At 37.7% G+C, this 15508-nt stretch carries 18 protein-coding genes and 1 pseudogene; 8 read left to right on the top strand and 11 right to left on the bottom strand.

The window, feature by feature from the left end; translation table 11 throughout:
- Positions 1-67: 67 nt before the first annotated feature.
- The 4 genes and pseudogenes from PX700_RS07335 to PX700_RS07320 all read left to right on the top strand — a co-directional run.
- Positions 68-1243 (top strand): PQQ-dependent sugar dehydrogenase, encoded by a 1176-nt coding sequence (locus PX700_RS07335; protein WP_479520357.1) that lies wholly within the window; start codon positions 68-70, stop codon positions 1241-1243.
- 152 nt (positions 1244-1395) lie between these two features.
- Positions 1396-1578, top strand: coding sequence for a DUF6435 family protein (locus tag PX700_RS07330; RefSeq protein WP_479520356.1), 183 nt, complete (start codon positions 1396-1398; stop codon positions 1576-1578).
- Between the two features lie 578 nt (positions 1579-2156).
- On the top strand, positions 2157-3923 hold the full coding sequence (locus PX700_RS07325) for a hypothetical protein (RefSeq protein WP_479520355.1): 1767 nt from the start codon (positions 2157-2159) through the stop codon (positions 3921-3923).
- 151 nt (positions 3924-4074) lie between these two features.
- Positions 4075-4341: pseudogene (locus PX700_RS07320) on the top strand (hypothetical protein); the annotation flags it as partial.
- A gap of 197 nt (positions 4342-4538) precedes the next feature.
- Here the strand turns inward: PX700_RS07320 and PX700_RS07315 are convergent.
- Together PX700_RS07315 and PX700_RS07310 are read right to left on the bottom strand one after the other, a co-directional pair.
- On the bottom strand, positions 4539-4799 hold the full coding sequence (locus PX700_RS07315; RefSeq protein ID WP_479520354.1) for a Txe/YoeB family addiction module toxin: 261 nt from the start codon (positions 4797-4799) through the stop codon (positions 4539-4541).
- Complete coding sequence (locus PX700_RS07310; protein WP_479520353.1) at positions 4796-5068, bottom strand: type II toxin-antitoxin system prevent-host-death family antitoxin; 273 nt, start codon at positions 5066-5068, stop codon at positions 4796-4798. The genes PX700_RS07315 and PX700_RS07310 overlap by 4 nt, the downstream gene beginning before the upstream one ends.
- A gap of 377 nt (positions 5069-5445) precedes the next feature.
- Here PX700_RS07310 and PX700_RS07305 point away from each other — a divergent pair, with 377 nt between their 5' ends.
- Entirely contained in the window at positions 5446-5706 is a 261-nt protein-coding gene (locus PX700_RS07305; protein ID WP_479520352.1) for a hypothetical protein, read from the top strand.
- A 374-nt stretch (positions 5707-6080) separates the two neighbouring features.
- Positions 6081-6398 carry an antibiotic biosynthesis monooxygenase family protein gene (locus PX700_RS07300; RefSeq protein ID WP_479520351.1) on the top strand — a complete coding sequence of 106 codons (318 nt, stop codon included), beginning with the start codon at positions 6081-6083 and terminating at the stop codon, positions 6396-6398.
- Between the two features lie 34 nt (positions 6399-6432).
- On the opposite strand, the gene PX700_RS07295 is transcribed toward PX700_RS07300, so the two are convergent.
- The 8 genes from PX700_RS07295 to PX700_RS07260 all read right to left on the bottom strand — a co-directional run bounded on the left by PX700_RS07295 (position 6433) and on the right by PX700_RS07260 (position 12114).
- Positions 6433-6888: a GNAT family N-acetyltransferase gene (locus PX700_RS07295; protein WP_479520350.1), complete on the bottom strand. Its 456-nt coding sequence runs from the start codon at positions 6886-6888 to the stop codon at positions 6433-6435.
- 51 nt (positions 6889-6939) lie between these two features.
- Positions 6940-7533 carry a DUF2238 domain-containing protein gene (locus PX700_RS07290; protein WP_479520349.1) on the bottom strand — a complete coding sequence of 198 codons (594 nt, stop codon included), beginning with the start codon at positions 7531-7533 and terminating at the stop codon, positions 6940-6942.
- 61 nt (positions 7534-7594) lie between these two features.
- Positions 7595-8386, bottom strand: a complete 792-nt coding sequence (locus PX700_RS07285; RefSeq protein WP_479520348.1) for an SDR family oxidoreductase — start codon at positions 8384-8386, stop codon at positions 7595-7597.
- A 60-nt stretch (positions 8387-8446) separates the two neighbouring features.
- The gene (locus PX700_RS07280; protein WP_479520347.1) at positions 8447-8950 is read right to left on the bottom strand and encodes an Mpo1 family 2-hydroxy fatty acid dioxygenase; all 504 of its coding nucleotides are present in this window, start codon (positions 8948-8950) and stop codon (positions 8447-8449) included.
- Between the two features lie 84 nt (positions 8951-9034).
- Positions 9035-9442: a hypothetical protein gene (locus PX700_RS07275; RefSeq protein WP_479520346.1), complete on the bottom strand. Its 408-nt coding sequence runs from the start codon at positions 9440-9442 to the stop codon at positions 9035-9037.
- Between the two features lie 78 nt (positions 9443-9520).
- On the bottom strand, positions 9521-10195 hold the full coding sequence (locus tag PX700_RS07270) for a Crp/Fnr family transcriptional regulator (RefSeq protein ID WP_479520345.1): 675 nt from the start codon (positions 10193-10195) through the stop codon (positions 9521-9523).
- A gap of 3 nt (positions 10196-10198) precedes the next feature.
- Positions 10199-10870 (bottom strand): hypothetical protein, encoded by a 672-nt coding sequence (locus tag PX700_RS07265; protein WP_479520344.1) that lies wholly within the window; start codon positions 10868-10870, stop codon positions 10199-10201.
- Positions 10871-11169: 299 nt separating this feature from the next.
- On the bottom strand, positions 11170-12114 hold the full coding sequence (locus tag PX700_RS07260; RefSeq protein ID WP_479520343.1) for a LysR family transcriptional regulator: 945 nt from the start codon (positions 12112-12114) through the stop codon (positions 11170-11172).
- 126 nt (positions 12115-12240) lie between these two features.
- Between PX700_RS07260 and PX700_RS07255 the strand changes: the two genes are divergently transcribed.
- Both PX700_RS07255 and PX700_RS07250 read left to right on the top strand, forming a co-directional pair.
- Entirely contained in the window at positions 12241-13188 is a 948-nt protein-coding gene (locus PX700_RS07255; protein ID WP_479520342.1) for a sodium-dependent bicarbonate transport family permease, read from the top strand.
- A 562-nt stretch (positions 13189-13750) separates the two neighbouring features.
- Positions 13751-14920: an MFS transporter gene (locus PX700_RS07250; RefSeq protein ID WP_479520341.1), complete on the top strand. Its 1170-nt coding sequence runs from the start codon at positions 13751-13753 to the stop codon at positions 14918-14920.
- On the opposite strand, the gene PX700_RS07245 is transcribed toward PX700_RS07250, so the two are convergent.
- Complete coding sequence (locus tag PX700_RS07245; protein WP_479520340.1) at positions 14917-15432, bottom strand: M23 family metallopeptidase; 516 nt, start codon at positions 15430-15432, stop codon at positions 14917-14919. The two genes, PX700_RS07250 and PX700_RS07245, sit on opposite strands and share 4 nt — an antisense overlap.
- Between the last annotated feature and the right edge of the window lie 76 nt (positions 15433-15508).

Below are 15508 nucleotides of genomic sequence, written 5' to 3'. Positions count from 1 at the left end.
AACGCTTAACAAATTTATTTATGCCATGTTAAGGTTATGTAAGATTGGATTAATTTTGGAAGCCATAATGATAAATTTAATGTCACATAACACACTCCCTAAACTAATAAGTGCAGGCTTAGCCGTTGCTATATTTGCTATTAACGCCCCCGCGCATGCAAAAAGCGATTACGTAAAAAACTATAAACAGCTCGATACTTTACCGCTTAACGTTAACGCAGTAACAGCGGCAGAAGGTGTGGTTATACCTTGGGCTATTGAGCCTTTAGCTAATGGTGACTTGCTAATATCTGAGCGCAGTGGAACGTTATTTTTATTACCTAAAAATACAACTACGTTAACTAAGGTTTCAGGGCTGCCCAACATTGACGCTAATGGCCAAGGTGGATTGCTTGATTTATCACTACACACCGATAGTAAGCAAAACCAATGGCTGTACTTTAGTTACTCAAGTAGTGAAGGCAAAGGAAGCGGAAGTAACACCGCCTTAATGCGCGCCAAGCTAAGTAGCGATCATACGCAGTTGTCTGATCAGCAATTGCTATACAAAGGCGAGCATAATAGTACCAAGGGCCAACACTACGGCAGCCGTATTGTGTTTGATGATGAAGGTTATGTTTATTTTTCAATTGGCGATCGCGGCTCGCGCGACATAAACCCGCAAGACGTCACGCGGGACGGCGGTAAAATTTATCGCTTACACGAAAATGGTAATATCCCAAGCGACAATCCGTTTGTTAAACAAAAAGATGCAAAACATGCGGTATGGTCTTATGGGCATCGTAATCCACAAGGTATGCGGTTTGATAATCAAAATAATATTTTATGGTCTCACGAACACGGACCACGCGGCGGCGATGAACTTAACATTATAAAAAAAGGCGCTAACTACGGATGGCCTTTAGTAAGTTATGGCGTTAATTACAGCGGCACCAAGTTTACAGACCTTAAAGAAAAAGACGGCATGCAATCGCCCGTATTACATTGGACCCCTTCAATTGCTCCTTCCGATATGTTGTATGTAACGAGTGACAAATACCCAAAGCTTAAAGGTAAGCTATTATTAGCATCAATGAAATTTGCATTTATTAGCGCACTGGAACTCTCAAAGGACAAAGTTGTTAAGCAATATAAAATACTCGACGGAATAGGCAGAGTACGCAGCCTAGCCCAAGGCAGTGATGGTTTTATTTATTTAGGTATTGATGGCCAAGGTATTAAACGCCTAGAGCCAGAAACGTAAGCACTAGAACTAGCACACAGTACGTTAATAATTACACCGTGTTTACTTTGCGCTTTTAAAGCGCAAAGTAAACATTTTCACCAAACAAGAACTATTAAGCCCATTAATGCGTACACTAAATACATATAATTTAATAAATTAAGAGAATACTAATGTTTTCATTTTTAAAGCCTGACCCAATAAAAAAACTGCGTAAAGAATACGACGTAAAACTAGAGCAAGGCATGCAGGCACAGCGTAAAGGCGATATTAAAAGTTACGCCATGTTAAGCGCAGAAGCCGAAAAAATCTGGAATGAAATAGAAACTCTAGAGGCTAAAAAAGCAAGTGAATAAATCGTAGATTCGTATTGCACCTACTTATTCAGGTTTAGTATTTATTGATTTCCCCCACCGCAAAGAATTAGGATAGAACCCATTCTAATTCTTACTGAGAAAACCAATAAAAACAGTGTAAAGCGTAATTTATTATAAATGATGAATTACGCAAAATACTCAGTATAAATTAAACACGACTCGACTTTCAAACCGAAAACGCATAGGTTGCTGGCGTACGGGTTAAGCCTAAATATTTCAAACACCGTAATTAGACTGTCACCCGTTTTTATAAATTAAAAATATAATTACTTTACCTTTATTAATACTAATAATAAATCAGTGGTTAATAACTACCCTACATACAAACAGTAATTGTTGTTTTGTCCAATATTACTGATCTCCACCATTTTGGTGTATTCCTACACTAATAAAAACAGGCTCTATGTTAACTATTTGTTTACACGGAAGTCATCTCGTGGCTAAAATAGGTGCAATGTAATATATAGACATTTGTCGGTTTATAAAACACAAATGTCGTATACAAAGTTGTTAGGGCTATTTTTTGAGTTTAGTCGTTCATAAAAGGATTTTGTAAAATGATTAATGATTTAAGTTTAAGTAAGAATGTACAGTTTTATGAGCTCAATAAAGCACTTACCGTAAAGTCTATTGAAGATACATTCAGAGAAATCTCTAAAGAACGTGTAGGAAACTACCTTAAAAATAGTTATCTCGTAAGAGAAAAATATACAACAGCCGCTGGTAACAAAGTTATCTACTCCATTGTTTCATATAAAATTGAAGCTGAACCTTCATTTTTATCTGGTACTACGGTTAAAGAACAAAAGTATGCTTATCTATTATTAATTGAATGTAGTGATGCCTTAGCTATATTGAAGAAGTATGTCGATTCACCAGAAAAACATTTTTCTTCTTTTATAGATGAGTATGATTATGAAAAGTTTTGTCATTTTCATGGTAATAAAAATCCTGAATATGAGAGAGTTACCATGAAGAATATGAGTATTTCTAATGCTGTAATAAGATCTCGCTCATTAGAAGCAAAAAGCTTAAATGGAATCCTTTCATCTAATTCATCTAGCCGATCAATCCCAAGCAATTTTAGAATGAAAGTCGGTGAAGACTCATACACTTTAACACCTAGTACTTCTAGAGTTAGTCATAGGGATAAAAAGTCATCATTTGATGGCTTAATTGATTGGGTTATTGAAATTAAAAATGAAATTAAAATAACCAACAATGAAAGTGAGTTTCTTCGTAATTTTGCATCTCCGATCTGTTTGAAGGACATTATAGACTTAGGCCATAAAGTCGTGGCTATTCTCATCGATTTGAGTGAGGTTGAAACTAAATTTTCTAATGGTAGCGCTGTTTTAAGCAAGGCTGATGGTAGCCAATTAAATCAGAGGGAAATTAATAAACTTTTTAATCGACTTAAGTCACCTATTTTAATTGATGGCAACTTATTGAAAGTTAAATGGGTTACTTTAGCGGGAAAAGTTTCATACTCCAAAAACTTAATTACAATCAGAAATTCGAATCTTGACGATATTTTTGTAACTGAAAATGGCTCCGAAACCTACACTATCGGTAGCTATATAAATAAGGAAAAGCCGTTTTCTGCAGTTTTCGACTCTCCGAATTACTCATATTATTCAAAATCATGTTTTGAAGATAAGCGTTTAGTAGATAACATCCAGTCGATACTTAACGTCTTTGATGATAGTTATAACTTTAGCTCAATTGGCAGTGAGAAAGAGAAACCGCATAAACCTCACTTCACTAGATTCCCTATCACTTCTTTATTTCGAAAAGTTGAAGATCAATTTAGTGTAAATGACAATATTGTTATTTGTGATGATATGAATGATGAATGGGCTGATCATATTGTTATAGATAGTGCTGCTCCATCTATTTCGTTTATTCACTCTAAATTTGTAAAAAAAGATACTTATGGAGCTAGTGCATTCCATGATGTTGTTGCACAAGCATTAAAGAATATTGGGCGAACTCAAGCAGAAAAGCAGTTATTTAAAATAAAATACGATAATGAATGGCATAAAAATTATGAAAACACGAATATAAGCAGGGTCATTGGTGCTAATAATTGGCAAGAAATAGAAGTAGCACTTGATGCTGTTAATCAAAACCCAAACGCTATAAAAAGAATAGTATTAGCGACTCCTTTTCTTAGTAAAAAAAAGTTAGCTGTAGAGTTAAATAAGTTATCTTTAGGTCAAAAATGTAAACCACACTATGTGCAGTTAATCTGGTTAATAAATACTTTTATTAGTTCCTGTAAAGATTTTGGAGTTCAAGCTCATATATTGTGTAAACCATAACCCTAACAACATGCCCTTAGATGGACGACTAGTAAAATTTAGCTATTAATTGCAAATTTTAAAAGGGGGAAATTAGGATGACACTCATCCTAATTATTACGAATAAAGCCAACAAAAACAGCATGAAGAATGCATTGTTATAAATAATTAATCACACAAAAAGCTGTACTATGTTGATAAGATGAAAGTAAAAATAGACAGCCCAATCGGACGACGATAGCTGTTTATTAAAGAATGGCAAACGACTCGGCTGTATGAACCGGCTTTCCTTTAAATAAAAAGCGGTATATTACGGTGAATAAAGGGATGAATAAATTGACCTTACGAGGTCAAATGAAAGTGAATGCCTTACTTCACGCTGCGGCAACTGTATTGCCTTGTTCATAATATAGAAAAACTGCAAAACACGATGCATTAAGAAGGGGAAGCCCTCTTACTCTAAATAAAAGCCACTAAAGCACCCGTAACCCTGTCTAAAACGCCAATTTAAACAACACCAAACCAGCTTTTTATATTCTATGAAAAATACAGTAATCGATTGAACCAAAATAGGAACTCAGCTATGGTTTGTTTATCAATAAAAACAAATAAAAAACGAGTTAATCTACAGGCTCGTTATGTGCCGTAATGGTATCGGAGTTGCGCAATTAGAATAGCGTCTCCTTGATGTTTATAAACGATTCTATGTTCATCGTTTATTCGTCGAGACCAATAATCAGATAAACCATGCTTTAAAGGCTCTGGCTTACCGATACCTTCTTGAGGAGTTCTTTGAATATCTTTAATAAGTAAATTTATACGCTTAAGTATTTTTTTATCGGTAGTTTGCCAATAAAGATATTGCTCCCAAGCTTTTGTAGAGAATGTTAACTTCATTCAATAAGATCTCTTTCAGTTCCATTACCTGCTTCAAGTTCGGCAATGGAATCTAAAAGGTTTCTCGCATTTGCAGGAGATCTGAGTAAATATGTAGTTTCTTGCATTGCGTTATAATCTTCTAATGACATCATAACAACAGGATCTTCACTTTTACGGGTAATAATAATTGGTGCGTGATCATTACAGACATGCGCCATTGTATTTGCTAAATTTGCTCTAGCGGCTGTATAACTAATTGCATCCATGGGTAACTCCAAAGTGTTCATGTACATTAATCCGTACATTGTAGCGTATCGGCACATAACAAGCCATTCAAAAGGACAAAAAACAGCTTGCTGTCCTTCGTTCCTCACATATTATAGTGACACCCATCCTAAATTTTGTTGTTCATAATATAGAAAAGCTGAAAAACACGATGCACTAAGAAGAGAAAGCCCTTTTAACTTAAAATAAAGCCGCTCAAACAGTCGTAATCCCTTCCAAAACACCAATTTAAACAACACCAAACACTTCTTTATATGCTATGAAAAACACAGTAATCGATTGAACCAAAATAGGAACTCAGCTATGGTTTGTTTATCAATAAAAACAAATAAAAAACGAGTTAATCTACAGGCTCGTTATGTATTTAAAGGAGTTTGGTATGAAGTTACAAAAAGGCCATTTTATAGATTTACCTGCAGATTTTACAGTTGATGTTCGCGGTAGAGAAGGTAAGTTTAATATGGATCCTAGCGGATTATATCTTACCTATGATTATTCAACGGTTTGGATTAATTATGCAGGTGAACAAGCAGGAGATTCATATGCAACAATGGAAATCCCATCTGATCCTAAATTTTTACGTAAATTATCAAGAGAGATCAACAAGTTTGCTAAGCGTATAGAAGAAGAGCGTTCATAAATACATAACAATACGCCCTGAGGTGGACAGCAAGCGTTAAAGCTCACTTTCCACCGCAAATTTTAAGAAGAATTATAATGACACAAGAAAATTATAATGACACCCATCCTAAATTTTGTTGTTCATAATATAGAAAAGCTGCAAAACACGATGCATTGATGAGGCAAAGCCCTTTTAACCTCAATAAAGCCACTCAAACACGCGAAAGAACGTCCAAAATGCCAATTGAAACAACACCAAACCAGCTTTTATATTCTATGAAAAACACAGTAATCAATTGAACCAAAATAGGAACTCAGCTATGGTTTGTTTATCAATAAAAACAAATAAAAAACGAGTTAATCTACAGGCTCGTTATATACCTAGGAGCATCAATGTCAGTTATAGCTAATACACCTAAACCTCCATATTTTGCTGTTATTTTCACTTCCACACGAACAGAAGGTGATAATGGTTACGGTGAAATGGCAAATAGGATGGTTGAGCTTGCAGAACAACAATCCGGATTTTTGGGTATAGAATCAGCAAGAGAAAATGTCGGTATAACTGTTTCTTATTGGGCAGATTTAGATTCAATTAAAAATTGGAAAGCTAACTCTGAACACTTAGAAGCTCAAAAAACTGGCCGTAAGTCTTGGTATGATTCATTTAAGGTTCGTATATCCAAAGTTGAACGTGACTACGGTATATAACAAGTCACTGCAAAGGACTATGCTCTTCTCCCGTTTAATAGACCTCACTATTACTATCACCATACACATTCTCAGGATTTATTTGCATTAGAATTGCTGGATTGTCTATTGGCTTAAATCCGTATTGCGCATACAGACCATGCGCATCAGAAGTGGCTAATAAAAATCGCCTGAGCCCTTGTAGCTCAGGGTGTTCAACTATCGTTTTTATGAGCAACTTACTCAGCCCATTTCCTTGCGAGTGCGGGGTAATAAATACATCGGCTAAATAGGCAAACGTTGCTTTATCGGTCACTACTCGAGCAAAGCCAACTTGCTCGTTATGAGCGCTGTAAACACCAAAGCACATTGAGTTATCAATTGCTGATTGCATCACGCCTTTAGGAATGCCTTTGGCCCAATAGCTATTAGCAATAAAGTTATAAATAACGTTAAAGTTAAGTTTGCTTTTGTCTGTGCTTATTGAGTAGTTACTAATGTTTACGGTCATAAGTTAGTAGTCTTTTTTATCAATGTTTTTATAAGCGTTTATATAGTTTTTCTATAAATAATCTTTAACGTTTTTTAGCTGTTTGTCGTGTACTTTTGAAAGCATTAACAATGAGCAAATAGCCCCAAATAACGCCAGTCCCATATCTGATTGGGTATCCCACACGTAACCTTGCGTGCCTAAAAATGCTTCTGCGTTTTCGCCGCTTAATACTGCAACCCACCATTCTATTAATTCGTAAAACGCGCTAAATGCTAAACATACCGAAATAACAAAGGTGATTAACCAGCCTCTACCATTTACTACTTTTTTGCGCAGTAAAATTTCGCGTGCTAGCAGCGCAGGTACAAAACCTTGAAAAAAGTGCCCTACTTTGTCGTAATTATTACGCTCGCTACCAAATAGGTTATCAAACAAAGGGACTTCGGCGTAGGTGTAATGCCCGCCAATCATCAGTACAATACAATGCGCTAAAATAAAGGTGTATAAAATAGAGGTAAGTTTAAAGTGGCTATATGTGCTTGCTAGCAGCACTAAACCAATAATTGCGGGAATAACTTCAAGCAGCCATGTAAATTGATCTTTTGGGTTAATACCAGACCAAATTAATACAATAAAAAATAGGCTCAGCCATAAATATTTCATTTAGAATCCTTTTCTAAATTGATCAAATTTACGGCATTTTACGCCTTTGAAATAAACGATGCTACCTATAGTTTGTTTTTGCGCTTAGCCTATTAAACAAAGTTGGAAAAAAGCGCTTAATTGTAGGCGCCCAACCACTTAAACCTTTGCCAATAATCACTTCGTCTTTTTTATTACTAATAGCACGAATCATTTTTGAAGCAGCTACGCTTACATCCATGCCATTTTCTATCGACGCTTCTGGTTTATTTTGCGCTATGCCTTGCTCGTTTAGTGAGTTATGCGCAATGGCTGTTTTAATAGAGCCTGGGCAAATTGTTAAACAATGAATATTATGTTGTGCTACCTCTGCACGTAGGCAATCCATAAAGCCAACAACCGCATATTTAGAACCCGAATAACCTGTTCTAAATTTTGAACCTACTTTACCCGCCACACTACTAATAGACACAATTGAGCCACTGCGCCTTGCCACCATAGTAGGTAATACCGCTTTAGTCAGTGCAATTAAGCCAAAGTAATTAACCTCCATTAATTGGCGATACACGTTAAAGTCGTTTTCTAAAAATAAGCTGCGCTGCGATACACCGCCGTTATTAATTAAAATATCAATTGCAGGAAGCTCGCTCAGTTTTGCAGTTATTGTGCTCAGTACCTGCTCTGGCTGGGCTAAATCAAGCGGCACAACTAAGTGCCCTTCACCTTTAAGCGTTGCTTTTAAATCGTTTAGTTTATCTACATTGCGCGCCGATAAAATAACGCGCGCTCCAAGTTCTGCAAATTGTATAGCAAGCTCTTTACCAATACCTGACGATGCGCCGGTGATCCACACGGTTTTATTATTATATTGCATGCGTTATCTGCCCTTTTATTGTTATTTATTAGGTTTTATAAAGGTACTTAGTAAAGTATTTTACGCTTTTGTAGGACCAGCTATTGCGTTTACTTCATCTTCTAATGTTTTGTAAAAGCCCATTAAAAATAGTAGTTCAACAGTTACGTACAAAGGGCCAATAATTAAACCAATTAGGTCATCTACAAACGCCGGTTTTTTACCTTCGTAATAGTGCCCGATAAACTGCAGTACCCAGCCAAATACAAACACACCTACGCCAATACTCAACCAAGGCCAAAAAGCCATTGCTGCAATGGGCTGAGCAGCAACAAGGAGTAAAGTAAATATTACGGCCATAATAAAGCCAAGCGAAAAGCTCAACATAAAATAATAAACCACAGAGGCAAGTACAAACAGCTGTGCACCATCAATTACTAAACTACCTAGTGGAATTTGAATACGCGCAAGTAAACACAGTGCTGCAAATACAATTAGCGGAATACCAAAAAAGTGCGTTAGTACGTTGCGTTTAGAACGATGATATAAACCATATTTACCAAGTTGCTGTTGAAGTGTTTTCATTGTTTTGCCTTTATTTTTATATATAAAGCTTACTTTAGCAAAAGTAAGTACAGCAACAATGTCAGGTATCCGACACTTTGTAAATTAAACAAATGCAGAAATTATTTTACCCGGCTCATGCTCACCTAGCATATCCGTTCGCTCGCGCCCTTTTTGATATTCTTGCTCAAGCATTTCTTGAAGTTCCTCTATTTTATCAGCAATTGCGCTAGGGTCTGCGCCATCAATTTGCTGTTCTTTAATGAGCTCTTCTATTGCTGCTTTTAACTCATCTATTTTGTTTTTATTTACACCTAAGCGCTGATAAACCAACGCTTCTTGAGCACTTTCTAAAAAGGTTTGATCTTTAGGAGCTGAGCTTATGCCTTTAACATCATTAGTTTTTTCGTTAGGGAGGGGATTAGTTGCCGCAACGTCGCTTGAACTTGCCGCTTTATTTACTGTTGGAGAGTTATAGTTACTGTATTGATTTTTAAAGGTTATTGTTGTCATTAGCTCAAGTCTATTAGTGCCTTAGGTGTTATGTAGCAATTTTGGTTCCAACTAATTCGCTTTAATTTAAGTGTTTGTTTAAGCTTTTTCAGCGCGTGCCTGTAACTTTTGTTTATCTAAAACAGTAATGCGTTGATACCCCAAACTAATAGCTTGTAAGCTAACAAGTTGTTGCAGTATTTGATTAATAGTTTGACGCGTTAGGTAGGTCATATCAGCAAGTTGCTGCTGAGATAAAACAAGTGGTGTTAAGTGCTCTGTATGCTCACTAAGCATTAAAAGCCGGTTACATACTTTTTGCTCAGCGCTTAGTAATGCGTGATCTTCCATTGAGGTAAACATAAGGCGTAACTTTTGTGCCAGCAATAAACCAAACTCTTGCCAATATTGTGGCTGTTCATTTAAAAGCTGCTCAAGCGCGCGTTGGGGCACGTAAAAAAGCACAACATCAGTTTGTGCATATACGTCGTGAGTACGCAGGCCACCATCAAACAAGGTAACTTCGCCAAACCACAGTGATGAATCAATAAAGCTCAATACGGCTTCTTTTCCTTCGCTACTTACGCCACTAATACGCACTACTCCGTTAAGCACGGCATAAATTCCATCGTGCTTATCCCCTCGCAAAAATAACGATTGCTGAGCTTTAAGCGAGAGCGTTTTACCCTGCGTTAATAAAAAACTTTTTAAATAAGCGCTACGATTTTTAAACCAGTGCCCTTGCTCTATAACGTTTTGCTGCTGTGGAGTCATTATTTACTGCATTTGCTTGTTAAATGGCTGCCTTTCGCTCACCAATTTTTTAGGGAAGTTTAAATCGGTTGCTATAACAAAATCATTATAAGGATCATTACCCGAAAACAACTCAGAAATTAATGTATCGTTTTTATAAACATTAACGGTTACACCACTACCCATACCGCCTGAGTTAATAATGTAGTAATGATATTCGCCATTACTAAAAAATAAAATACTCTCGCCAATACGCCCTACTTGCCTGTAGTAACTGCCAAATGGTGCATCTGGAGTGGCTTCTTTTTCAAGCCCTATGTCATTAACTCTACCAAATCGATAACTAAGTGATGAGTCATCTTTTGCAACACAAATAGAAAGCACTTTATCGGTAGGCTCTAACTTGTAGGCTGTATTTTCATCTGGGTTACGCACAACTTTATGCATTTTTGCGTTAATGTAGGCTGCTTCACTACTTTTACAATGTGTTGCTAGCATACCGACCACTAAAGCGGGTTCGTTTGTTTGAGCTACTGGAGGCGTGTTTACTTTGTTATTAGAGGGTAAGTTACTTGCATTATTATTTAGCTGAGAGCTTGCTTGTATTGCCATACTTTGGTCGTCACAACCAAACAGTGCAAACAAGAAGAAAGAATAAAAGCTCGCTAAAAATTTAATGCGCATAATAAAATCCATCTATGAGAGAGCCTTTAAAATAGCGATAAAACTAGCGACTCGCAACACTCTTATGCGTAATACTTTATAAGTTTATTTTTAAACCATCTTATGCAAAAACTACGTTACTTTTTAGTGATTTAATTAACGATTTTTTAAACGGTTGCTGATTTTTTAATGACCGATTCATAAAATGAGATAGAACCGCCGTTTTAGGTGCAGCCTCAATTAATACCTATAAAAAGTGTGTCTTCAGTTGAGCTTTATGAGCTGAGTGTAATAAGTAATTTAAGTTTTTTCTTAGTTGAGTGATCAACAGCCTACTTAAGATTTAAGTTATGTAACTCATTACGCACCCACTGCGTATCTAAGTATTGCTCTACGTGCTGCTGCGCAAACTTTAAAAAGTTACGTGCAGCATGCGATATGTGCCTGTCGGTTCGTATCACAAAGTACCAGTGGCTCGCTAAATTTGTATCGGTTACGTTTAAAATTTTAAAGCTTGTATCGTCTTTTGCTAGTACATGGCGTGATAAAACCGCGATCCCCATCCCCGATGCAACCGCGACGCGTATTGCTTCATTACTCGCCATTTGCACGCTATCGCTCAGCACTAAGCCTCGGCTTTGTAATTCGCTTTCAAATAACATACGCGTTGCTGAACCATTTTCTCGTAGTAAAAAGCGATACTGCATTAAATCAGTTAATTTAACGGCTTTTACGTGAGCTAAAGGGTGATTTAGCGGCACTATAAACTCCAGTGGATTATGCAAAAAGCGCGCAGCTTGTGCATGTTCAAGCGACGGCGGGTGGCTAAATACATAAATGTCGTCTTCTCCTCGCTCAAACCTATCAAGCACCTCTGCCCTGTTACCTATTTCAAGCGGGAGTTCAACATGGGGATGTAAATTACTATATGGGCCAAGCAGTTTTGGTAAAATATATTGAGCGGTATTAACCATGGCAATTTTACAACGGCCGCGTGCTCCGCCATTAAGCTCGGTTAAAAAATCTTGGTAGTCTTCAAAGTGTCCAAATACCTGTTGGCATGTTTTAAATAGCTCAAGCCCTGCATCGGTCACGTGTAACTTTTGCTGTTGTATAAGAAGTAGTGGCTCGCCTACAGCTTCTTGCAATCGCTTTATTTGTAGCGATACCGTTGGCTGCGTTAGATATAAGCGTCTTGCAGTTTCGCTTATTGAGCCCGTTTTGACTACGCTCATAAATACTTCAAGCAACCTAAACGAAATATGTCGTAAATCCATACCTACCTCTTAACAAACAACCCATAGATAAATGCCTATATGTAACTCGTATTTATTTTATTATTTACTATACAAAGTTTTATCTACAATAGCGCCACTTAATTTACCACTTAGTAAGGAAAGTCTGTGCCAGATATTGTTGTTATGTTTTTTATTTTAGGATTAGTGGCGGGTGTTTTACGCTCGGACTTGGCCATTCCAAAAGCCACCTACGACACATTAAGCTTATTGCTTATGTTAACCATCGGCTTAAAAGGCGGTATGGTGCTACACGGTAATTTAAGCTGGCAACTACTGCCAGAGATGGGTTCGGTAATGCTACTTGGCGCACTTATACCAGTTATGCTTTACCCTATTTTAAAATACATGATTAAACTCTCTGTTGCTAATAGCGCCAGTATTGCCGCACATTACGGCTCAGTGAGTGCTGGTACATTTGCTGTAGCGCTTGCCTATGCCGAGTCAGCTAAGTTGGTAGTAGGCGCAGAAGTAACCTTGTATTTAGTGATGCTAGAGCTTCCTGCAATCATTGTTGATTTATTGCTTTACCGAAAGTTCGATAAAGAAAACAACCAAAACAGTGAGCTGTCGTTAAAGTCGCTTTGGCACGAAACACTCACCAACAAAAGTGTAATTTTACTCGTTGGCGGCGTGGTTATCGGTATGATGTACGGCACCGTGCAAGGTAGCCAAGTAACCAGCCTTTTAACCAGTAGCTTTAAAGTTGTGCTGGCATTATTTTTACTAGAAATGGGTTTGGTAGCCGCGCAAACTCTTCGCCCTATCCCCTGGAAGCATTGGAAGCTCGCGGTCTTTGCTATTGTCACTCCGCTATTTTTAGGCACGATTGGCACAGCAGTAGGCACACTTTTAAATTTAGAATTAGGCTCGATTGTTATATTGGGAAGTTTAGTAGCCAGCGCCTCTTACATAGCTGCACCTGCAGCAATAAAAGCGGCAATTCCTAAAGCCGATATTGGTCTTGCTATGCTGAGCTCACTCGGTGTAACTTTCCCATTTAATGTGATTGTTGGTATTGGTTTATACCACCAGCTTGCGGTGGCAATGCAATAAACAAATTACGACTAAGTTTATTGCCTTAAAAATCTGTTAAGCCCTATTTTACATAGGGTTTAACTAGGGCGTGTTGACCTTTCGTGATTAATTTTGCAGCAGGCTGTTTGGTATTTAAGCAAGGCAGAGCCTATGTAGTGTGGTTGTTCCCCATAAATAGGCGATAACGCAGCATAAATGCCAAACATGCGCTGCCCCTTGGGTTCTTTCTAGGGACGATTAACTCTTTCTTGCTCGGTTTTTACTTAGCCCGCTAGGTTACAAACCTCGCGCCGCGATTTAATCGCCCCTAGATTGAACAAATTTCAATCCACAAAGAGCAACACGCCCAAATAAATGCTCACAAATATAAAACAATATCTACATAAAAACACTACAACAATAAGCATAATAGATCCGATAATTTACCAAAACGATCGTTTTAAAGTTTATTTATGTTGTCTAATAAAAATCACTTTACTTATCTTTAATTTGGCTCTAAATTCGCGCAAATTTTATTATTAAAGTAACCTCTCAAACTTTAAAACAGTGGTTATTTACCCTCAAGAGTCGATAAACATACATGGCCGAACTAGCCGCCACAAGCACCCCAAACAACCCTTTAGCGCCTGTTATTGGGCTGTCATTTTTTGCTATCGCATCCGGCTTTTTAATGAGCCTTATTCCGCTGTCGTTACCCGCATTTAAACTCGATGAAAACCTAGCACCATGGCTTGCGAGCATTTTTTACTTTGGCTTACTTGTTGGCGCTACAACCATTGAACGCGTGGTGGTAAAAATAGGTCATCGATTCGCTTTTATATTATTTTTAAGCTTATTAATTGTAAGCGTACTGGCACAACTTGCTATTCCAAATATGGGTAACTGGTTAGCGGCTCGTTTTATTGCAGGTATTGCTGTTGCTGGTGTGTTTGTCGTTGTTGAGTCATGGTTATTAATGACCAACACAGCAAAGTCGCGTGCGAAACGCTTGGGCTTATACATGACCTCACTTTATGGCGGCAGCGCGGTTGGTCAACTTGCTATAGGGCCGCTTGGCACCGAAGGTTCAACGCCTTATTTATTTGTAGCATCGTTATTATTTTTAGCTATTTTAGCGCCTTTATTAATAACCAAAGGTCAGCCCGAAAAACAGCACCTTGAAAAACTACCACTAAAAGAAATAAAAACACTAAGCCACCCAGCTATGCTCGGATGCTTAGCTTCAGGCTTATTACTGGGCCCTATTTACGGCTTAATGCCGGTTTATATTTCAGCGCAGACTGATCAAGCTCAGTACACAGGGACACTTATGGCGGTTATTATTTTAGGCGGCATGGTCGTGCAGCCACTTGTGAGTTACTTATCTACTCGGCTTGAAAAAAGCTTATTGATGGGTATGTTTTGCTTAGTAGGCGCAGCCGGTGCTGTGGGTATATTACAAGCAAACACTTTAACAGGATTAATAGTGAGCTACTTAATACTAGGCGCGTGCAGCTTTGCACTTTACCCGATTGCTATAACACTTGCGTGCGACTCACTGCCAATGGCTAAAATAGTCTCAGCAACTGAGGTTATGCTACTGAGTTACAGTATTGGTTCGGTATTTGGCCCTATGCTTGCTGCAAATTTATCTGATGCACCAAACGGTATTGTGTTTTATTTAGCAGGCTGTTTAATAACTACCTGTATTTATATGTTTATTAAAAGCATTAAAAATATTCGCGCAGGTAAAACGCCTGTTGCAGGCTAGTTAGTTTTTAATTTATCGTGTGGACTTAAAAAAAACATCTTTTTCCAGCCTTGGCTTTGCGTTGTATAAAGCCACGGCATGGGCACTAACGATAAAATAGAATAATGCACATGAGGCTGTTTCCCTGCTGCATTTCCGGTGTCACCCAGCAAGCCAATTTGACTGTTTATGCTTACTACATCACCTGTACTTACCGAGTAGTCATTTAAATGTGCAAAATAATGTATACGCCATTTAGGCCCAAGCACTGCAACCACCTTACCGCCTCGGGTTAGCTCACCTGAAAATATAACAACACCGTTTGTTGAGGCGACTACGGGAGTGTTCTTTATGCCAAAAATATCAATTCCTTTGTGCACACCCGACCTACCCCAAGGATCGTACCAAAACGTATTGTGGTTCCAATCTTTACTTGTGGCACCTTTTACCGGGATCCTTATTTTTTCGGGGATTAGTAAGCCTATAATTAATAAAGTAGCTATTACAATTGCAATCCACTTAAGTACTTCCACTTTTCTATCCTTGATATTTACATAACCAGTGATTTACCTATAAAGGTAAATTATTAGCCATAATAACTGAACTCAT

The sequence above is a fragment of the Pseudoalteromonas sp. TP27 genome, from assembly GCF_056470645.1.
Note: the sequence above shows the minus strand (reverse complement) of the source record. Positions and strands in the feature narration are given on the sequence as shown.